General features: G+C 41.2%; 18 protein-coding genes. 11 read left to right on the forward strand and 7 right to left on the reverse strand.

All coding sequences use genetic code 11. The features are described 5' to 3' along the window. Positions 1 to 29 precede the first annotated feature (29 nt). Together LEP1GSC185_RS09005 and uvrA are read right to left on the reverse strand one after the other, a co-directional pair. Complete coding sequence (locus LEP1GSC185_RS09005; protein WP_008591112.1) at positions 30 to 1,094, reverse strand: acyl-CoA dehydrogenase family protein; 1,065 nt, start codon at positions 1,092 to 1,094, stop codon at positions 30 to 32. An 11-nt stretch (positions 1,095 to 1,105) separates the two neighbouring features. Next, positions 1,106 to 3,940 (reverse strand): excinuclease ABC subunit UvrA, encoded by a 2,835-nt coding sequence (gene uvrA, locus LEP1GSC185_RS09010; protein ID WP_008591167.1) that lies wholly within the window; start codon positions 3,938 to 3,940, stop codon positions 1,106 to 1,108. Positions 3,941 to 4,068: 128 nt separating this feature from the next. Between uvrA and LEP1GSC185_RS09015 the strand changes: the two genes are divergently transcribed. Continuing rightward, positions 4,069 to 5,781, forward strand: a complete 1,713-nt coding sequence (locus LEP1GSC185_RS09015; protein WP_008591539.1) for a S49 family peptidase — start codon at positions 4,069 to 4,071, stop codon at positions 5,779 to 5,781. 77 nt (positions 5,782 to 5,858) lie between these two features. Here LEP1GSC185_RS09015 and LEP1GSC185_RS09020 read toward each other — a convergent pair whose 3' ends face one another. Beyond that, a complete protein-coding gene (locus tag LEP1GSC185_RS09020) occupies positions 5,859 to 6,794 on the reverse strand; it encodes an L-threonylcarbamoyladenylate synthase (protein ID WP_008590070.1) in 936 nt (311 codons plus the stop codon). Next, positions 6,781 to 8,370 carry a glycosyl hydrolase family 18 protein gene (locus LEP1GSC185_RS09025; protein WP_008591775.1) on the reverse strand — a complete coding sequence of 530 codons (1,590 nt, stop codon included), beginning with the start codon at positions 8,368 to 8,370 and terminating at the stop codon, positions 6,781 to 6,783. The genes LEP1GSC185_RS09020 and LEP1GSC185_RS09025 overlap by 14 nt, the downstream gene beginning before the upstream one ends. Before the next feature lie 152 nt (positions 8,371 to 8,522). Here LEP1GSC185_RS09025 and LEP1GSC185_RS09030 point away from each other — a divergent pair, with 152 nt between their 5' ends. Further along, positions 8,523 to 9,236, forward strand: a complete 714-nt coding sequence (locus LEP1GSC185_RS09030) for a queuosine precursor transporter (RefSeq protein ID WP_008590428.1) — start codon at positions 8,523 to 8,525, stop codon at positions 9,234 to 9,236. A 140-nt stretch (positions 9,237 to 9,376) separates the two neighbouring features. Here the strand turns inward: LEP1GSC185_RS09030 and LEP1GSC185_RS09035 are convergent, their stop codons facing one another. Next, complete coding sequence (locus LEP1GSC185_RS09035) at positions 9,377 to 9,718, reverse strand: hypothetical protein (RefSeq protein ID WP_008589730.1); 342 nt, start codon at positions 9,716 to 9,718, stop codon at positions 9,377 to 9,379. 97 nt (positions 9,719 to 9,815) lie between these two features. On the opposite strand from LEP1GSC185_RS09035, the gene LEP1GSC185_RS09040 reads away from it, so the two are divergent. From LEP1GSC185_RS09040 to LEP1GSC185_RS09080, 9 genes are all read left to right on the forward strand, one after another. Continuing rightward, positions 9,816 to 11,333 carry a 2-isopropylmalate synthase gene (locus LEP1GSC185_RS09040; protein WP_008590856.1) on the forward strand — a complete coding sequence of 506 codons (1,518 nt, stop codon included), beginning with the start codon at positions 9,816 to 9,818 and terminating at the stop codon, positions 11,331 to 11,333. Between the two features lie 133 nt (positions 11,334 to 11,466). After that, positions 11,467 to 13,491, forward strand: coding sequence for an oxidoreductase (locus LEP1GSC185_RS09045; RefSeq protein WP_008589973.1), 2,025 nt, complete (start codon positions 11,467 to 11,469; stop codon positions 13,489 to 13,491). 279 nt (positions 13,492 to 13,770) lie between these two features. After that, positions 13,771 to 14,106, forward strand: a complete 336-nt coding sequence (locus LEP1GSC185_RS09050; RefSeq protein WP_008589998.1) for an LIC14007 family protein — start codon at positions 13,771 to 13,773, stop codon at positions 14,104 to 14,106. Between the two features lie 115 nt (positions 14,107 to 14,221). Then, positions 14,222 to 14,692 (forward strand): FKBP-type peptidyl-prolyl cis-trans isomerase, encoded by a 471-nt coding sequence (locus LEP1GSC185_RS09055; RefSeq protein WP_008591261.1) that lies wholly within the window; start codon positions 14,222 to 14,224, stop codon positions 14,690 to 14,692. 8 nt (positions 14,693 to 14,700) lie between these two features. After that, positions 14,701 to 16,689 (forward strand): ATP-dependent helicase, encoded by a 1,989-nt coding sequence (locus LEP1GSC185_RS09060; RefSeq protein WP_008591096.1) that lies wholly within the window; start codon positions 14,701 to 14,703, stop codon positions 16,687 to 16,689. Next, positions 16,643 to 17,446, forward strand: a complete 804-nt coding sequence (locus LEP1GSC185_RS09065) for a SprT-like domain-containing protein (protein ID WP_008589646.1) — start codon at positions 16,643 to 16,645, stop codon at positions 17,444 to 17,446. Before LEP1GSC185_RS09060 ends, LEP1GSC185_RS09065 begins: the two co-directional genes overlap by 47 nt. Before the next feature lie 5 nt (positions 17,447 to 17,451). After that, positions 17,452 to 17,637, forward strand: coding sequence for a hypothetical protein (locus tag LEP1GSC185_RS09070; RefSeq protein WP_008590780.1), 186 nt, complete (start codon positions 17,452 to 17,454; stop codon positions 17,635 to 17,637). A gap of 203 nt (positions 17,638 to 17,840) precedes the next feature. Then, the gene (locus LEP1GSC185_RS09075; protein ID WP_244264629.1) at positions 17,841 to 18,506 is read left to right on the forward strand and encodes a hypothetical protein; all 666 of its coding nucleotides are present in this window, start codon (positions 17,841 to 17,843) and stop codon (positions 18,504 to 18,506) included. Positions 18,507 to 18,518: 12 nt separating this feature from the next. Further along, positions 18,519 to 19,064: a YceI family protein gene (locus tag LEP1GSC185_RS09080; RefSeq protein WP_008591677.1), complete on the forward strand. Its 546-nt coding sequence runs from the start codon at positions 18,519 to 18,521 to the stop codon at positions 19,062 to 19,064. Positions 19,065 to 19,142: 78 nt separating this feature from the next. Here the strand turns inward: LEP1GSC185_RS09080 and LEP1GSC185_RS09085 are convergent, their stop codons facing one another. Both LEP1GSC185_RS09085 and LEP1GSC185_RS09090 read right to left on the reverse strand, forming a co-directional pair. Next, complete coding sequence (locus tag LEP1GSC185_RS09085) at positions 19,143 to 20,333, reverse strand: hypothetical protein (protein WP_008590481.1); 1,191 nt, start codon at positions 20,331 to 20,333, stop codon at positions 19,143 to 19,145. A 6-nt stretch (positions 20,334 to 20,339) separates the two neighbouring features. Continuing rightward, positions 20,340 to 21,143, reverse strand: coding sequence for an AAA family ATPase (locus LEP1GSC185_RS09090; RefSeq protein ID WP_008589497.1), 804 nt, complete (start codon positions 21,141 to 21,143; stop codon positions 20,340 to 20,342). Position 21,144: the final 1 nt, after the last annotated feature.

Below are 21,144 nucleotides of genomic sequence, written 5' to 3' on the forward strand. Positions count from 1 at the left end.
AGGGTATTGCGTGTAACGTGTAGGATCTCCTACATCGTTTCTTTGCCGAACTTTCTCCAACTTTTGGATTGTTTTAACCTATTCTTGATATAAACAGGACTTCTCGCCGGATGGATTGTGCAGAATAATCCCAGATCAGGATATTCTTTTTTATATTCAAAATTCGGAATGGATTCTAAAATAGATATACATTCATCTAGGATCGCTTCATACCCATACGGATGGTCCTCTTCTATTTTATAGTTCGGATCCTTGTCTTTCTTATCAGAAAGTTCCAGGCATTTTCCGTATAGAAGCCCACTTAAGTCCCAGAGTTTTCCTAAAACTGCAAATCTTTCCCTGGATTCGCTTCCTTGGCTTAAGTCTGAAACTATTTTACGGATGGCCCCACAAAATAGAACTGCGGCAGACAACATTTCGGAAAGATGTATATCAGAACCTAATTTGGAATAATCCTCTATAAAATGATAATGAGAAGGCAGTTTGAAATTTTCACCGGTGATCTTACAATGAGTCGCTTCTCTAGCTACGTCCAGATACACTTCTTCGATTTTTAAACCAGGGAAATCTCTTGGAATAAAAAATACACCGAAACGATTCAGATCTTCTTCCTTGGCTACTACTAAGTAACCTTCCGCGTCCGCTCCGTTGGTCACGAATCCTTTATGAAAATTTAATTCTATTTCTCCGTTTGGGAGTATTTTTGCAGTAGATTTGAGATTGGTGAGCTTTCCCATCCATCCTGGTTCGCTTACTCCCAGTCCCAAAATTCCAAAACCGTTTACTAATCGATCCTGTAGTTCTAACGCTAAATTTTTGGCTTCTTCATTTTTAGAGGCTCCTTCTTCGGAACCGATCACTAATTTGAGGATCTTTCCGGCCACATTGGTCTGGGCCATCAATCCTACCCCCACTCCGATCCCATGGGGAAAAGAGGGTAAGAATATTAACTTTTCGTGAAATGCTCTGAACCCTCCGTCTTTTAAGGCATTCAATAACCCTGCCTTTGCAATATCAGGCAAAACGGACTTGTAAACGGATCTGAATTCTCCCGGCGGAAAGGAAGAAAGTATTTCTCTTAGTTCTTTCATCATCTGAGAAAAATTTAACCCGCCTTCTTCCCTGAATTTCCTAAAACTTTTTTCAGATATTGTCCTGTGAACGATTCTTTGACCTTTGCGACCTCTGTAGGAGTTCCTTCGGCGATGATCTTTCCGCCTCCATCTCCTCCTTCCGGCCCTAAATCGATGATCCAATCAGCTTGTTTGATCACATCCAGATTATGCTCGATAACTATCATAGAATTTCCACGATCCACAAGTGTATGCAATACGGTCATTAAATGTCTAACGTCCTCGAAATGCAGACCGGTAGTAGGTTCGTCCAGGATATATAACGTTTTTCCCGTTGGTCTTTTGGACAATTCGGTCGCAAGCTTGATCCTTTGGGCCTCTCCACCTGAGAACGTTGTTGCTGGTTGTCCTAGTTTGATATAACCTAGGCCCACTTCGTCCAAAGTTTCGAGTTTTCTTTTTAATGCGGGAATATTCTCGAAAAAAGGAATTGAATCCTCTACAGTCATTTCCAGGATCTCGAAAATATTCTTACCCTTATAACGGACTTCTAATGTTTCTTGGTTATAACGTTTTCCCTTACAAACATCGCAGGTCACATATACGTCAGGAAGGAAGTGCATCTCTATTTTTAAGATACCGTCCCCTTCGCAGGTCTCACATCTTCCCCCGCTAACGTTAAAGCTGAATCTCCCCGGAGAATATCCTCTGAGTTTGGATTCTTCTAATTGCGCGAACATATCACGAACAACTGTAAAAAGCCCCGTATAAGTCGCAGGATTGGATCTTGGAGTCCTTCCGATCGGAGACTGATCAATATTGATGATCTTATCTATTTCTTCCAGACCGGTGATCTTTTCGTGTTTTCCCCAAACGGTTCTCATCTTCATTACTTTATGAGCCGCCGCATTGTATAAGATATCGTTTATCAGAGTGGACTTGCCCGAGCCGGAAACTCCTGTCACTACGATCAGTTTTCCTAATGGAATTTCCACACTTACATTTTTGAGATTATTCTCTTTTGCATTTACTATCTTGAGTTTTTTACCGTTCCCAGGTCTGACAGTTTTAGGGACCGGAATAAATTCTTTTCCGGACAAAAACTTACCAGTAAGCGAGTTCTTATTTTTGGAAACTTCTTCCGGAGTTCCGGAACAAACGATGGTTCCTCCATGAACGCCAGCTCCTGGACCCATGTCTATGAGCCAATCAGCTTCTTCCATGGTTTCCTGGTCATGTTCGACGACTAAAACTGTATTCCCAAGATCTCTCAGATCTTTCAGGGTATTGACTAGTTTCGTATTATCTCTCTGGTGCAAACCGATAGAAGGTTCATCTAAAATATATAATACACCTTGCAGTCTAGATCCTATCTGAGTGGCAAGTCGGATCCTCTGTGCTTCGCCTCCGGAAAGAGTTCCGGCAGAACGTTCTAAACTTAGGTAACCAACGCCTACATCATTCAAAAAAGTAAGCCTTTGTTGGATTTCCTTCAGAATAGGTCTTGCGATCACTTCTTCGCTTCCTTTAGGCTTCATCGATTTTACGAATTCTAAGCCCTTCTCCACGCTAAAGGCGGAGAATTTATCTATGGTAAGACCGTTTACTTCCACATGCAGGCTCACAGGTTTAAGACGTTTTCCTTCGCAGGAAGGACAATTATGATTGGTCATGTATCCTTCCAACTGCTGACGTCTTGCTTCCGAACCTTCTTTATATCTTCTTTTTAAGTTCGGGATCACACCTTCAAATTCTCTACTAAACTCATAGTGAGATTTTTCATTTCTAAAATCGTAATCTATTTTAAGATTTTTATCCCCATAAAGGATCGTATCCCTTACCTTTTTAGGAAGATCTTTCCAAGGAATATTATAATCGAATTTCAATTTTTTAGCCAAAGAGTGAACGGTGGTTAAAAACCAGTAACTATTACTCTTGGCCCCTGCCCATGCTTCGATACAACCTTCTACCAGAGAAAGTTCCGGATCCGTAATTAATAGATCTTCGTCGAATTCTAAAAGGCTCCCTAAGCCGTCGCAGGTCTCACATGCTCCGAACGGAGAATTGAATGAAAACAATCTAGGAGAAAGTTCGGGTAAAGATTCTTCCGGGTGATTCGGACATGAAAGTTTTTGGGAGAATGTATGATCTTTCTTCCCATCGTCCAAGAGTAGGATTCCTTCGGATTGTTTGAGAGCGGTTTCGACCGAGTCGGTCAAACGAGAACGTATCCCATCTTTGATCACAAGACGATCCACTACGATCTCAATCGTTGCCTTAAAACTTTTTTTAAGAACGATCTCCTCGTCTAAAGTTTTGATCTCACCGTTCAGGCGGATTCTGTTAAATCCGTCTTTTCTGATCTTTTCCAGAACATCTTTATGTTCTCCCTTTTTACCGGAAACTATCGGAGCCAAAATTTGGATCTTAGTTCCTTCCGGAAAATTCAGTATCCTTTCGGTGATCTGGTCAATGGAGAGAGACTGGATTGGAGTTCCACAAATAGGACAATGCGGTTTTCCTACTCTCGCATAAAGAAGACGAAGATAATCATAGATCTCCGTAACAGTTCCTACAGTGGATCTGGGGTTACGATGTGTGGTCTTCTGCTCTATAGAAATTGCAGGAGAAAGTCCTTCGATCAGATCCAGGTCCGGTTTTTCCATCTGACCCAAAAATTGTCGAGCGTATGCGGAGAGACTTTCCACGTATCTTCTTTGTCCTTCCGCATATATGGTATCGAAAGCAAGAGAAGATTTGCCCGAACCTGAAAGTCCGGTGATCACCACGAGTTTATCTCGTGGAATATCCACATTGATATTTTTAAGATTATGCTCCCGAGCTCCTCGGATGCGGATATGATCCAAACGAATAACCCTCTCTTAGGTTTCAGATAATTTCCGGAAAGCCAGGCTGAAAAGCGGTTTTCCTTCCGCAATTTTACGTTTTCCGGAATAAATGACCGTTTTACTTTGGTCGCCAAAAGGAATTTCCAATGTTTAGAATTCTGTTCTCTCTTCTATTTTTACCGATTCGGATTTTGTTCCAAGGATTTAGGATATTGTCCTGGACTATCCGAAAGGGAGATCATTTCTATTTGGAAATTCCTTCTTCATTCTCCTTTGATAAAAAATCTTTCTTCGTCAGACTACTTGTCCCGAAAGAGGAAGATCCGTTCTTGGTGGATTTTTTATTAGGGTTGAAGGCATTAACTAAAGTCCCGGGTTTGAAAAAAGTTTCTTTCTATATTTCCAATCCGGAATACGGATTTGGAGAAGTTTGGAATATCAGCAAAGCGATCCAAACCTTGAACGAAAAAGGAATCGAGACTTCAGGATTTTGTTTAGGCGGCGGGACCAAGGCGCTATTATTACTTTCTCAGTGCAAATATAGATACTCCTCTTCCGCATCCGAATTTTTTCCCATACTTCCTTCCGCTGAGCCTTATTTTTTCGGTGGAGCCGCTAAAAAGTTCGGTGTGAGCGTAGAAGCTTATGCAAGCGGTGCATTCAAATCGTTCGGAGAAACTTTCCAAAGAACTTCCTTCTCAGCGCCTGCCCGAAAAAACTTGGAAGCGTTGCTGAACGATTATAAAGATCTACTTTCGGAAGGATTTAAGAAGTCCTCGAATTTAGATCTGAAAGTTTTAGAAGAGCCGATACTCAGTTCCGAAAAATTGAAAAAGATCGGATTTATCACCGATTTTATGGAAGAAGACGACTTCGAAGAAAACTATCTATTCGAAAATTATAAAAAAGAGAAGGAAACGGATAAGCCTAAATATAAAAAACTAAGCGCCAAAGGTTTCAGACTATATCATAAAAAATCCAATTTTTCGATTGTCTCCAAGTCGGTCCCGATTGTTGCAGTTCTTCCGGTACAAGGAAATATTCTTCCGGACTTAGGAAGAGAAGAAGATTTTAGATCCAGGCAAGTTTCATTCAGATACTACCAAGAAATTTTTAAGGATTTAAAAGAAGATCCTAAAGTCGCCGCAGTCGTTTTGGAGATGAACTCTCCTGGAGGAAGCGCACTTGTTTCGGAACTATTGTATAGAGAGATCAAAAAACTCGCGGAAAAAAAACCTGTCATCACGTACGTACTGAATGTAGCCGCTTCCGGAGGTTATTATCTGTCTTGTGCAACCCAAAAAATCCATGGAACGCCTTATTCTATCGTAGGCTCCATAGGAGCGGTCATGATGAGATTCGAGTTAAAAAAACTGTACGATAAATTCGGGGTCCAAAAGGAAAGGATAGGATTTTATCCGCATAGAGATATTCTTTCCGAATACGGAAAACTCTCTCCTAAATCGGAACAATTCTTAAGAAAAGAAGTTTTGAGATCCAGGGATCTATTCTATAACAGGGTCATCGAGTCTAGAAAAACCAGTTTCCAAGAATTAGAAAAAAGTTATGGAGAAGGTCGCATTTTTTCTGGAGAAACTTTCCGCAAATCAGGATTTTTGGATTCCTGCGATTCCTTTCTGGATATATTGCATGATCTGAAAGCGGAGCTTAAATCTAAAAAGATTGATGTGCGTTATCTGCCAGGAACCTATAGTTGGAAGGATTTAGTCCAAGATTTAAAACCCGGAATGCAGTTTTCCAAGTTTTCTCTTTTCTCTAAATTGAATACGGAGAAGAAACCGAACCCGTTGGAAGTCCTACATCTGTCCGAAATCGCACAGGAACTTTCGAACATATAGCTGCATTTGGCACGCAGAGGCGCTAAAGCGCAGAGGAAATTTGTAAGCCGGGTTTTTGCCAAAACTCTCTGCGGCTCCTATATCTCTTGCGCCTTCATAATACGATTGAGCAACGCTTCTTTGCCGGAAGCATTTGCAGGCGGAAAGCAGTAAATTTTGGAGATCCCCAATCGATCACAATCTCTAAAGAAAGAATATAAATTTTTCATATACTCAGAGTTGTTTCTAAGATCCAAAGCAAATTTCCAACCGCGAGTCAAACCGATCCCGATCGCCGCCGACTCTCTGTCCGGGGTTTGGTTCTCCGTAAAGATAACTTTTGCCTTAGGCGCATAATGTCTATATTTCTGACCGGGACTCGAAGGAGCTTCTCCTTCTTTCAAGCGACTATAATCTTCTAGATCCGGGACATATTTTTGTAATTCTAGCCATCCAAAATATCCGGGGCGAAGTAGTTTCGGCGGAGAAACTGAAAAATCCACAACCGTAGATTCCAAACCTATATCAGGTTCCGGACCTTTTAAGATCAGATCGACTAACCCGTCAAATTCCGAGATCGCATCATCCAATCTTGTGATAGAAGGTTGGCCGGAAAGATTTGCAGAAGGAGCCGAGACCGGTCCGCCGAAATAGGAAAGCATCTCCAATGCTTTTGGATGAGAAGGAACCCTTACAGCTATTGTAGAAAGCCCGGTGGAAAAAACCGTCTTATCGATCTTTTTTAAAACTAAGCTCAAAGGACCAGGCATACATTGTCTGATCAAGATTTTTGCACTCTCCGGGACTTCTCCTATATCCGGGATAAGCGCCGGGTTTCCCAAATGAACGATAAGAGGATTATCCGCAGGTCGATCTTTAATTTTATAAATTTCTAAACAAGAAGAGAGATTTCTGGAATCCGCCCCAAGACCATAAACGGTCTCGGTAGGAAATAGAACGATCCCTCCCTCTTTCAGTATTTTAGCTGCGAGAGAAGGATCTTCCGTGATGATTGTGGTCTTATTTTTTGACAAGATCCTGCTTATTCTTGGCTTCTTCCTGACCTTCTTCCGGAGGAGCCTGTTTTACGTCAGGATTCGGGATTTCGAGTTGTTTTTTAGCCTTAGGAACAGGCGGAAGTTTGTTAGTCACAAGCAATTCGAGATAATCGTTGATTCCTGGATCGTTATCAGATAATAACTGCCAGAAAGAGAATCCGCCTATATCATAAGATCTTAATAGAGTCATTTTCTCTTCGAACGCTTTTCTGTTCATGAAAAACGCCACACGATCGCAACCTTCCGATTTGTACCAAATACTTGGGTCTTCGTATGTTTTACCTTCGTGTACCCAGCTGAACTTGGAAAGATTTGTCCAAGAACCTGAGTTCTTATTATCCGCCAAAACTTGGCTGATATTTGTAGGTTGTTTGGTTACACCAAGTTGTTGGCGTTTTAACGCATCGGACCAATATACAGACTTGATCTTTGCGTTACAATTTAAAGCCCAATCGTATCCGTAAGTCGGGATCGCCATATACAATTTTTTAGCCGGAACTCTTTCTTTTGCGTAAGTGATGATATTCCTGATCCAAACGTTTGGAGCTTGAGGTCCAGGTCCAGGGTTTCTATACTTGCGAGGATGAAGTTCGTAAGCCATCACCTTTACTCTGTCCGCATGTTTTGCTAAGAATGCATAATCGTGGGTCATCGGACCTCTCCAATTCTCGGCAAAATCCATATTAATCTTTTCTTTCAGACCCTTACATGCTTTAAGGCTCGCTTTTTTAGCTGCGGTCTTAGGGTGAACAGCAACGGAAAGAAGTTTACCACGTTTGTGGATCTCTTTCGCAAGAAGAACGATGAACTCCTCGAACTTCTCTTTTTTCTCACAGCTCATACCTTCGTAGTCTATATCGATCCCATCGAAACCGTAAGTGTCTACTTCATATAGAATGTTCTGGATATGTTTGTCTCTGATATCATTACGTCCGTTTAGGCCGATGTTTTCTGCGATCTTCTCATTCTTATTTTCCCAGCGGAAGATCGTAGGAATGATCTTAACCCTAGGATTTAGAGATTTAAGCTCCGCAACACGAGCATGCTTTTGAGCGGAACCCCATAGAGAATAAAGATCTCCGTTATTTGTTTCTCTACCTTTGAATCCATAGATAAAAGGATGGATCTCGTTGTATAGATGAACGGTACGTTTCATCGCTTCGTAGTCTGAGAACCAAGTAGAAGCTCTAAAAGCAGGATCGTCTTCAGACTCCGGTTCGGAATTACTTACAGAATTGGAAGTACCATCCGACTCGGAAGAAGAGTTATCGGAATTCCACCATTTCTTCCAAGATTCCCAAGCCCCGTCCGTAGGAGCAAGGTCCGATTTAAGAGTAGTATTTTGGAATGCTACCTGTTCTGTCCCAGCTTGGGCAGACGCAGGTTTAGGATCCGCCTTTAAGGCTTGGAGTCCTAAATAAAAAGAAATTCCGGAAAGTAAAAACCAGGTCAGGCTCACTAGGCTTGTTTGCCAGAGAGACTGTTTCTTTGCTTGGTAAGGGACTGGGCGGATTAAGTCCTCAGGGGTGTAAGGTTCATCGTTTGGATTCATTTGAGCTCTATATATTTATCGAATCGCGGGGGCCAAAAATAAAGCACCGACTGTCTTCCAGTGATTTATAGGTAGTCTGTCTGTCAAACGTTTGTGGAAGTATTGTCTGTTCTTTGATTGACAGAGACTGAATTCGCAAGATTTTTCCTCAGATGCAGTTCCACCGACCTTTCAAACTTTTTTTCGTTTTAGGTTCCATCTTCATAACCTTCCTTTTGATGGCAGAGGTGACTGGCTCTAAATGGTTCCAAGTTGCGGTTGGCAGTAAGGCATTGACCATGACCTTGGGAGTCATTCCCTTCCCCATCACGTTTATCGTAACGGACCTTTTGAATGAGTATTATGGAAGAAGAGGTGTCAGATACCTAACCCTAGTCGGAATGGTAATGATCGTTTTGGCATTCTTTCTTCTTCAATTGGACATGGCCATTCCAGCGGCAGGAAATTCTCCTGTGGACGATCACTCCTTTCAGGTAGTATTCTTTAATACAGGGCAAGTGATCACAGGTTCCATCGTGGCTTACCTGATCGGGCAACTTGTGGATATCCAAGTCTTCCATTTGATCCGCAAAAAGACCAAAAATAAACTTCTTTGGCTAAGAGCTACCGGCTCCACAATCTTCTCGCAACTTTTGGACTCTTATGTCGTAATCTTTGTTGCCTACTGGGGAACCTACGATTTCCAAACTTTGAACTCGATCTCCTATACCAATTTCGGCTATAAGATCTTCATAGCAATTGGGATCACTCCTATCATATATCTAGCTCACTACTGGATTGAAAAGTATCTGGGAGAAGATGCCCACAAAATGGCTGAGGCGGCCTTGAAAGAAGGGAAAGAAGAAATCCAACCCTATCCGGGTTAATAGGTTTCGCACAGAGATCAAGAGAGCACAGAGTAATTAAGGTTAAAAATCAAAACCGTATCCTCTCTGCGGCTCCGCGTTTCTGCGTGCCAATTTTAGGAGTTTAAATCTCACGCAGAGTCACAAAGACGCGGAGGTTTTTAATACCAGTACAACCAGATCCGGTTTTTCAACGGGTCTAGATAAGAAGAATATTTACCGCCTTCAGATTCCTTCTCAAATCCCGCGCTTATAAGTTGCATTTCGAAAGATGCGACCTGGCCCTTTGCAATCTTCCAGACTAGGGTTCCGGGAGAAACTGGACATTCTTCTGTTTCTTTGCTAAAGATCACTCTTTGGTTTTCTAAAAATAGAAGTTCCGCATGACCTGTGTTCGACACCTGGACTTCCCCACCGAAAAGATCCGAGTATAGTTTGGCTGTAACAGAACAGTCTTCTGCTTTTAAGCTGGCTCCAAAGAAACTGAGAGTGTTCCCGTCCATAATTTGGTCTAATCTCCGAAAGCCAAAACCGCTTATTTATTAGGTTTACGGCCCGATTCAGACTATAATTTTGGAGTTAGGGAAGTTTTCCAAGCATATGAACTCAAATTTGGATTTTGTTCGGATTTTCGATACCACTCTCCGTGACGGAGAACAATGCCCGGGTGCGGCAATGAGCGAGAATGAGAAGATAGAGATCGCACTCCAACTCGCCAAAATGAATGTGGATGTGATCGAAGCAGGTTTCCCGGTTTCTTCTCCGGTCCAATTCCAAGCAGTCCAAAGAATTTCCAGAGAGATCGAAGGTCCAATCATCGCCGCACTCGCAAGAGCGGTTCGTCCGGATCTAGAAGCCGCAGCAAAAGCAATTATCCCTGCTAAAAAAAGAAGAATTCATACATTCATAGCATCTTCTCCCATTCACATGAAATTCAAACTGGGCAAGGAACCATCCGAGGTTTTGAAAATGGCTGTGGAAGCAGTCAAGATTTGCAGAGACCATGTAGACGATGTGGAATTTTCTCCGGAAGATGCTACTCGTTCCGAGCCAGAGTTCCTACGAGAACTTTGTGAAGCAGTAATTGAAGCTGGTGCTACTACGATCAATATTCCAGACACTGTAGGATATACAACACCATACGAATATGGAGAATTATTCAAATTCCTGATCCAAAATGTAAAAGGAAGTGATAAGGCAATCTTCTCCGCTCATTGCCATAACGATCTAGGACTTGCTACTTCTAATAGTTTGGCAGCCATCCAAAACGGTGCAAGACAGGTGGAATGTACCGTAAATGGAATCGGAGAAAGAGCCGGCAACACTGCAATGGAAGAAGTGGTCATGGCACTTCGTACACGTAAGGATAAATTCGGGATAGAAACTAGAATTAATACCGAAGAGATCGCAAAGGCTTCTTATCTAGTAAAAACGATCACCGGAATGGTAGTACAACCTAATAAGGCGATTGTAGGTGCAAATGCTTTTGCTCATGAATCCGGGATCCACCAAGACGGAGTTTTGAAAAATAGAGAGACTTATGAAATCATGACTCCTGAAAGTGTGGGCATCCATTCTAATCGTATGGTTTTAGGAAGGCATAGCGGAAGAGCCGGTTTCAAAGACAGGATCGTTCGTTTAGGATTCAGCCCTCATCCGGAAGAATTAGAAGCTGCGTACCAAAGATTTTTAGAGATCGCAGATCGTAAAAAGGAAATTTTTGACGAAGATATTCGCGCGTTATTCGCGGACGAATCCAGAAAATCTTCCAAAGATAAATATGTATTAGAAAGTTTTCATGTAACTACCGGAACTAAGAGCACTCCTACCGCAAGTATCCGACTTTCCATCGAAGGAAATCTAAAAGAAGAATCTGCAACCGGAGACGGACCTGTTGATTCTATTTTTAAAGCAATCCAGAAGGCAACTATTTCGGATGTGGAACTCATTAAGCTCGTGATCTCTCCTGTAACAGAAGGACAAGACGCTCTGGCAGAAGCTTCCGTCACTTTAGAAAAACATGGAGAAAGAGTCGTAGGAAAAGCAAGTTCCACTGATATTATTGAGGCTTGTTCTCAAGCTTATATCTCCGCTCTGAATCGTTTTTCTATGAATTAAAATATCTGCCGAATCATGTTCGGTATCTATTTTAAAATTTTCTAGAAAAACCGTTGCCTTTTCCAAATTCAGTTAAAATCCTTTCTCAGTAGAACGACTGTTCTACTCAAATAAAAAGAAAGGCGGACTGCGAATGTCTTCTTTAGATATTTCCCCAATCTTTCGCCCGATACAGATCGGAGCCGAAACTATTCCTAATCGTATTATCATGGGATCCATGCACTTGGGTTTGGAAGGAATGCCCCATACCGCGGATAGAATGGCTGCATTCTATGGGAAAAGATTCGAAGGAGGAGTTGGATTGATAACCACCGGAGGAATTTCGGTGAATGCGGAAGGTAAAGGCTCCAATATATTTTTCGATTTTCAAAAGGAAGAAGACTGCAAAGAACTTGAAAAAGTAGCCTCAGTTCTGAGACCGATGGGAATTTTTTGCGCTCAATTATTCCATGCGGGAAGATACGCCTACCACAGAGAACTAGTGGCCCCATCTGCGTTACGCGCGCCTATCAATCGATTCATACCTAAAGAACTTTCTACGGAAGATGCCTGGAGAACCATCCACGATTTTGGATCTTCCGCATTACGCGCAAAACAAGTAGGTTTCAGAGCGGTCGAAGTTATGGCCTCCGAAGGATATCTAGTTAACCAGTTTTTCTCGGAAGTCACGAATAAAAGATCAGACGAATTCGGCGGATCGCCTGAAAACCGAAGAAGATTTGCGATCGAAACCATGAAAGAAGTCCGCAAACAGGTAGGGCCCGGTTTCCCAGTCATAGTAAGAATGTCGGGTATCGATTTGATCCCAGGTAACCCTACTTTCGAAGAAGTAATCACTCTAGCAAAAGAATTAAAAGAAGCAGGAGCCGACGCACTCAATATCGGTATCGGTTGGCATGAGTCACGTATTCCTACGATCTCTCAATTAGTTCCAAGGGGAGCTTGGGCAAAGATCGCGGGAAAAATAAAAACGGCAGTTCCGGGAATTCCGATCATAGCATCCAACAGGATCAATATGCCTGAGACGATCATCCAGGTATTGAATGCGGGAGAAGCGGACATAGTAAGTATGGCAAGACCATTCTTAGCAGATGCAGAAATCGTAAATAAGATCAAAGAAAACCAAACAGAAAGAGTGAATACGTGTGTGGCTTGTAACCAGGCCTGTCTGGATCATACTTTTAAAGAGGAAATGGTTTCTTGTTTGGTAAATCCTTCTGCGAACAGAGAGTTGGACTGGAAATCACTTCCTCAGGCAAAAAGACAAAGAGTGGTAGTAGTCGGTTCCGGTCCGGGTGGAATGGAATCCGCAAGAGTTGCTGCGTTACGCGGACATGAAGTAATTCTTTTAGAAGCTTCCGGGAAGTTAGGAGGCCAATTAAATCTGGCTGCCGCCATCCCGGGTAAATTCGAATTTTTTGAAACGATCCGTTATTTCAAAAACGAACTGCCTCGTTTAAAAGTGGATATTCGTCTCGGCACAAAAGCGGATCTAAAAATGTTAGACGATCTTAAACCGGATGCGGTGATCTTTGCAACAGGAGTTCTTCCTAGAAACCCGAATCTTCCTGGTTTAGAAAAAAAACCTCATGCAAGTTATGTGGAATTCTTGAATGGAACATTCAAGCCGGGTTCCAATGTTGCCATCATTGGCGGCGGAGGAATCGGTGTGGACGTGGCCCATAAACTAACGGAAGAAAAGGATCCGGACATTTCCACCTATTTCGAAAAATATAATGTGAACTCTTATACTCAGGCAGTGATCCAACCCGAGACTGTTCCTAGAAAAGTTTCTATATTAAGAAGAAATGGAAAAGTAGGAGCAGGTCTTGGTGCCACAACTTCTTGGGCGCTTCTGCAAGAGTTACAATCCAAAGGAGTGGATTTCCATTCTTCTCTTACCTACAAAGAAGTAACGGATAAAGGTCTTGTGATAGAAACCAAAAAAGAAGGAGCAAAAACTTTAGAATGCGATTCTATCATTCTCTGCGCCGGACAGACAAGCGATTCTTCTCTATATGAAACTTTTAGCAAGGAAAGAAGTTCTATTCCGTCCTATCTGATCGGCGGAGCAAAAGACGCTTCGGGCATTGACGCTAAAAGAGCCATGTTAGAAGGTTATTTGGCCGCTACAAGAATCGGAACGGAACAAAACTAAAAAGTATATTAGCAAAAAATTATTTTCAACTAGTAATATTGGATGTTATACTTTTAGTATTGCTAGCTTGCTGGAGGGTAGCTGATTGGACGTGCAAAGAATGTTCCGTCCAACAGATTATTTGAGGAAGGTTTCCTAAAACATTCTCAAAACAACGCTAAACTAAAGCGTGTTTTGTGACTTAGAAATGCCAAAAGTATTCTTTCCCGTTGACTTTTTGCGGGTATGTTTCTTAATGGGAACCACATTTTCCTCTGGTTTCTAGAGGAGTTATCCAATATGAAAGTATACTCAGCCGACAGAGTTCCTAATTCAGCAGATTATAATTTATATGTAACCGAAGGGAATGCCAAAACCAGGCTCAGTTTATTCGAGCCTAATCTACCTGGGTATTTCGAATTAGCTGAAAATGATAAAGTTCTAAAGTCTTTGGCATATACGGTTCTTCTAAATTACACCCAAGATAGAGAATTCGCTCTTAGGAACACAAATCGGTTCCTGAATTTTCTAAACGATATCGTTCATCGAGATTCTTGGTTCTTTTTGGCCAATCGAGTAGAACAGTTTATTAAGGACGTGGAGAATTTCGGAGTCGAAATTTCCTACGACTTTTGAATTAGTCTCAAAAATCTGATTGTCCTAGGATCTTCCAAGAATATACTAACTTAAATCACGTGCCGGAACTTCCCTCTCTTAACCCGTCCAGGGCCTTAGCCGGTTGGAGCAATAAATGAACCCAAGAGTAGTGACTTTTCACTATAAATTAACAGATAAAGAAGGAAACGAAATCGATTCTTCTCAAGGAAGCCACCCTCTTTCTTATCTGGAAGGGACCGGACAGATCATCGCCGGTCTAGAAGACGAAATCAAAAATATGATTGCCGGAGACAAAAAAATAATCTCTGTTTCCGCAGATTTGGCTTACGGTCAAAAAAATCCCGAATTAGTTTTCGATGTACCTAAAAGCCAATTCCCAGAAGGGGAAGAATTGAGCGTTGGAATGATGTTCCAAACCGACGAACCGGATACTGTTTATACTATTACAGATATCAAGGGAGAGTCTGTAATCGTGGACGGAAACCATCCTTTAGCAGGAGTGGATCTGATTTTTGATGTCCAGATCGTAAATATCAGAACTGCAACCGACGAGGAAGTGAGCCATGGGCATGTTCACGGTGAGGGGGGACATCACCACCACTGATCTCTATAATGGCGTCCTTAGAGTCACTTAACGAAAAACAAAAGGAAGCTATCGAGACCCTAAACGGCCCGGTTTTAGTGATCGCCGGCGCCGGAACGGGAAAAACAAAAACAATCGTCCACAGACTTTCCAAATTAGTCGAATCAGGCGTCCCTGCCGAAAATATCTTACTCCTTACATTCACCCGAAAAGCTTCCAGAGAAATGTTGTCCAGAGCGGTCTCTCTTTTGGATAAACGATGTGCGAAAGTCCATGGCGGCACTTTTCATTCTTTCGGAAGCCATATTCTCAGAAAATACGCACCTGTCTTAGGTTTCTCCTCTCAGTTTTCCGTTTTAGATGAATCTGACACTTCCGATATATTCCAACTCTTGAGGACGGAAGGAGAATATGCAAAACAGAAGTCTAGGTTCCCATCGAATGATACCTTGATCTCACTTCATTCTTCTATTATCAATCGTGTAAAAACCTTAGAAGAATTATTGGAAGCGGAATATCCTAAATTTTTGGAGCAAGAATCCGCAATTCGCAAAATATTCGAAGAATATGCCGATTACAAAAAACAAAGATCTCTATTAGATTATGATGACCTGCTAGTTTATACAAGAGATCTTCTGAACAAAAATGAAACTGTCCGAAAAAAGATCGGCGAACAATACAAATACATCATGGTGGACGAGTTTCAGGATACGAATCAGATCCAGGCTCATATTGCATGCCTACTCGCATTGGACCATGAGAACATTTTGGTGGTCGGAGACGACGCGCAGAGTGTGTATTCTTTCCGCGGAGCTGATGTAAACGGAATATTCAATTTTCCGAAACTATTCCCTAAGACAAAAACTATCTACTTAGAAAGAAATTACAGAAGTACTCCATCCATTCTAAATCTTGCAAATGTGGTTCTTTCCAATTTTAGGGAAAAATACGAAAAGTACCTATACACCAAGAATGAAGACTTCCAAAAACCGACACTGGTTGGATACGCTGACGAATTAGAAGAAGCGGAAGGGATTGCTGATCTGATCTTAGAAAGAAGAGAAGATGGGATCCCACTAAAAGACATAGCCGTCCTATTTAGATCCGGATGGAACTCGAACCAATTGGAATTAGTCCTCTCTCGGAGAAATATTCCATTCTTAAAATTCGGCGGAAAAAAATTCGTAGAAAGCGCGCATGCGAAGGACTATCTATCTCTTCTAAAAATTAAGGAAAATAAAACCGACTCTGTTTCTTGGCTTAGAGTTTTGTTACTCCTTCCAGGGATTGGAGCGGCAAAGGCAAGATCCATTCTAACGGATTTGGAAAGATCCGGAGGAAATCTTGAAAAGATCATATCCGAATCGAAAGGTGCAACAGCATCCCATTTAAAAGAATTGAATCATCTAATCAGCGATCCCGAGAAAGATTTACGAAAACTTTTAGGAAACTATATAGACTACTACTCTCCTCTACTCGAAAAAAAATACGACGATTTCAAAAGAAGATTAGAGGATCTGAATGCATTTTTGACACTTTCCCAAAAATATGAGACCTTACACGAATTCTTAGTAGATATGAGCTTAGAAGGACCAAGCCGTAGCCTGGATAAAATTTCTCCTGAGGAAGAAGACGAAAGACTGGTTTTATCTACTGTCCATTCTTCTAAAGGATTAGAATTTGATACGGTGATACTATTGAATGTTTCAGAAGGTTCTTTTCCTTCGGGAAGAGGAGAGAAAAACTTAGAAGAAGAAAGAAGATTGTTCTACGTGGGTATCACAAGGGCTAAAAAGAAATTAGTGCTCACCTACCCTCAAATTTCCCAACAGAAAAATTCACAATATTTCAATCGAGTTTCCAGGTTTATTGAAGAGATCAAAGCGCCTGAAAAAGTATTGGATAAAAGTTTTATCATCAAAAAAGAAGAAGTACCGAATCCTTCTTCGTCCCAAACCTCTCGGAACCAAAATGAATCGGATGCAAGAAAAAGAATTAGAGAGTTTTTCGGCTCCTGATCTCGTTCCTGAAAGGAACTGGGAAGAACTTCTAGTTTCCGTCTGGGATTCTTTAAAGTTAAGATCCAAACGTTTCAAGGAAAGCCGGGTCCGATCCGTAGAAATCAAATTTTATCCCTATAAGAACGGAAATCATTCGGTATCTTATCATAACGGGCTATTAACCGTCAAATTTCATACTTCTTTAATGGAAGCGAGGGAAGAAATAATACTATCCTTTGTTCAATTACTTATTTCGAAAATATTAGGACTCAAACCAAAACAGATATGGAAAGAGGAAGTCGCAGAATTCCTAAATTCTCTCCCTGAGTCCGGAACTGGCAATTTCAAAAAATTAAAAGAAGTCGGAGCCGTATACAATCTGAAGGCGATTTTGGAAAAAATTTCCTCTTTTTATTTTCCCAAAATGGATGCAAAACTGCTCTCCATCGGCTGGGCAGATCGACTCGGAAAAAGAAGATTAGGTAGTTACGAAAAACGGAATATGAATATACGTATCAGTCCTATCCTGGACCATAAAGAGGTTCCGCTTTACGTGTTAGAACATGTTGTCCATCACGAAATCCTACACCATATTCTTCCGACTCGGATCAAAAACGGCCAAAATTCAATTCATAGCCCGGAATTCAAACGGATGGAAAAAGAATACGTTAGATACAGAGAGGCAATAAATTGGTTGAAAATGGAATATCCTAAGTTTCTAATAAGCCACCAGAGAGAAATCGGCCATAGGCTTAGATCAGAATTTTACGGATAAACTTTATGCATCCGAACCATTTCGAAACAGTATACATTCGCAAAAATATAATCGAAGAAGAACTTTCCAAACTTCTAAAAGAGTTCTCCGGGCTGAGTTATAAGTCCTTATCCGATTACGACAAGGGGGTATATGACGGTTACACCCAGGCTGTCACCGAAGTTTTGAGAAAAGTCCAAAATAAAAGATAAGATAGATCCGCATTCTCAAAATCCTCATATAAACGATCCGAATTTTAGACCGTTTCGTTTGTTCCTAAAATCAGGTCGCTTATTGCTTTTTGTCAGTTCCTCTAAATAATGATTTCCTTTTTTTCAATTCGTTTTATGAATCGAATATGACTTTTGAAAAGAGAATATTTTTCTCGGTTGTTTTTCTTTTCTGTACGAGCACTGTGTTACAATCTTCTCCGTATGTTTATAACGATTTTTCCGGATGGTCGGAGGTTAACCCTTTAACTCCTGATTATTCCAGATATTCTCCTAAGTTTTATAACCAGGAAACTTCTCCCATAAATACCGTTGAACAAAAAGATTTACGTAAAGAAAAGGAACGTGTCGAATTACGTCGTTCCCTTTTGGACTGGCACCAAGGTTTAGGCCTTTTGACCTGGGGTTTCTGGCTCGCTACGAATATAGTAGGAGAACAAGCTCTCTCCAGTCTCAAAAGAGAATACGAACCTTATGCAAATTATTTATTGATCAGCGATCCCCAAAAGAACTTACTTTTGTACACCGCGCTCATGAAATCCTCTCCTTGGGATTCGGAATCTTCAGGCAGTATGCATTCCGCATTAGCAGGAACTACTTTTACTCTGTATGCGCTAACTGCTGGGCTCGCATTCTTCTCCCCTTCCAAAAGTTTGGAAAGAGAGCCTGGACTTAGTACAATATTCACCCATAAGGCAATGATCTGGATACATTTGCCTGCAATGCTCGCACTTCCGTTCATCGGAGAAAGAATTTCCAAGGAAGGTCCAAGTGCGGCAAATGAAATGAGAGCTGTCGGTTGGGCAGGTTTCGGAGCACTCAGCGTTTCTATAGCAGTATTTTATTTTTAAGGAGTAGTCACAGTGACTTACATTTTACGTTTTTTAATTTTGTTCTTACTTAGTATTTCTTCCGTTTTTTCGGAAGAATTAAAATTACAAGAATCTCAAATCAACTTTATAGCCATCCATCCTTTCAAAACTGTAAATGGTAAATGTTCCGGCGCTACGGTAAGTCCAATGACATTGACCCAAGGGCCCGCCGGTTTACAAATCCCTAAGCTTGTAAAAATAGAGATCCCACTTTCTCAGATCAAGTCCGGGGATGAGAACAGAGACGAACATATCATAGAATCGTTAGGATATCCTACGATTACAAATATCAGTTTTACGAGCACATCGATTACGGCTAAGGATAACGAATGGACTATCTCGGGCAACCTGACTATCAAAGGAAAAACCAAAGCGATCAAATCAGTAGCAACGATCCAAAAAGAAGGACAGGACACGATTTTATCCGGAAAATTTCAGGTTTTGATGAGCGATTTCGACGTAGAAAGACCTAGTCTATTATTTGCAACCGCCAAGGACGAAGTAAGTATAGAATATAAGTTTATAGTTCGTCCCTAAAAACTTAGGTTATAAACGAGTATTTTTTTAGGGCTTTAATAATGGAGCCTCAAAGGAAAATTTATTTTAGAGCCTTAATTATCTTTTTCCTAAAAGTTCTCGGATGCCGTCTTCCAATCCATCTACGCTTAAAAAATACATAGGAAATACTTTTTTGAGTTCGTAGATGGTGGGTGCGTCCCAATATCTTTTAGGCTCCGGATTCATCCAAATCGTATCGGTCCAATGAGACTTGATCCTTTTAAAACTATCCAACCCGGATTCGGGATGTTCCGGAAGTTTGGATTCCTGCCTAAATCTAGAATGATAAAATCCGTAAGCGGGATCCAAAAGTTCGTAAGGAGCCATGTAGGCGTCCCCTACTATTATAACCTTGGTATCATCTTTATGCTTTTTAAAAAGATTCTTTAAAGGGATCGGATACCTTAGATCTCCTTTAGGATATACGGAATCGTAAACTGAATTGTGGAAATAATAATGCCCGAATTCCTTAAAATGATTCATCTGATGAGCAGCCGAAAAAAGTTTACTCACTCTTTCCGCATAAGGAGTCATACTCCCACCTGTATCCATTAAAAGTAATACTTTGATGCCATTCTTTCTGGTACGATCGAATACAAGCTCTGGATCTCCGGCATTCCTGCAAGTGGCATCCACGGTTTTAGGAAGATGAAATTCCGGAATACCTTCCTTTCTAAGATTCCTAAGTTTTTTGAGTGCAATTTTGATCTGTCGAACATCCAATTGTTCGTCGGTTCTATAATCCTTATACTTTCTTTCCATCGCTTGGAAGATCGCGGATTTTCCCCCGCCTTCTCCGCCAATACGTACGCCCCCCGGATTTACACCGGAATGACCGAAAGGAGAACTTCCTCCGGTTCCGATCCATTTATTTCCGCCGTGATGCTCCCCTTTCTGATTTTGGAGCCTGTCTAAAAATTCTTTCCAAAGTTCTTCAGGCGGGATCATTCCCGGCGGTAGTTTATTCGGATTTTCGAATATATTAGAAAGCCAATCCATCATTTCCTTTCGGAAAGATTCTTTGAGCACACCTCTTTCTCCGAAGAGTTCGGTAAATACCAGATCGAATGCATCGTAGTATTTTACGTCTTTAACTAGACAAAGTCTGGAAACTCTATAGAATTCATTTAAAGAAAGAAATGTTTTATCTCTAGTCAGTGTTTCTGTTGCCTTTAAAAAATCCAAAAGTTCCACGGTGGAGATTGGAACACCGGATGATTTCAGCCTGTAGAAAAACGGAAAAAACAAAACCTTTTATCTGAATAATTTCAGATCCTCTTCATTCTTTACAAGAGCGCCTATATAAGGGATCCTTCCGTCTTCTGGAAGTTTGGCCCCCATATGGATTAGAATTTGGATCCAATCTAGTAGTTCGCTAGTGCCCGGCTTTTTTTTCATATCATCCATGGTGCGGATCACATAGAAGGACTCGAGCGCCCTTTTTAAAAGTGAGGACTCAATTTTAGGAAAATGAGAAGCTACGATATCCGCCATAAAAGCAGGTTCCGGAAAATCTATATAATGAAAGATACATCTTCTTAAAAACGCGGCGGGAAGCTCTTTTTCATTATTCGAAGTGATAAGAGTTAAAGGTCGATTGATCGATTTGATCTTACGACCGGTTTCTTGAATCACGAATTCCATTCTGTCCAATTCCAAAAGTAGATCGTTCGGGAATTCTATATCCGCTTTATCGATCTCATCAATCAATACTACAGAAGGTTCACTCGCAGAGAAGGCTTCTCCTAAAGCGCCCAGACGGATATAATTCTCGATATTACGGACCTTTTCCTTGTCTTCCGTAAATCTTGAATCGTTTAGCCTAGAAACTGCATCATAAAAATATAATCCTTCTTTTGCGAGCGAGGTGGATTTTACATGCCATGAGTAGAGCTTTTTTTTAGTCTTGAAGGAAAGATAATCAGCTAAAAGAGATTTTCCTGTTCCGGGTTCTCCCTTTAGCAACAAAGGCCTAGCGGTGATCTCGGCGACTTGGACCGCTTCTTCTAATTCTTTAGAGAGTAAGTATGTTTCGGGTTTATTTCTTTCTTCCGACATG

This window comes from Leptospira licerasiae serovar Varillal str. VAR 010 (assembly GCF_000244755.1).
Taxonomy (GTDB): Bacteria; Spirochaetota; Leptospiria; order Leptospirales; family Leptospiraceae; genus Leptospira_B; species Leptospira_B licerasiae.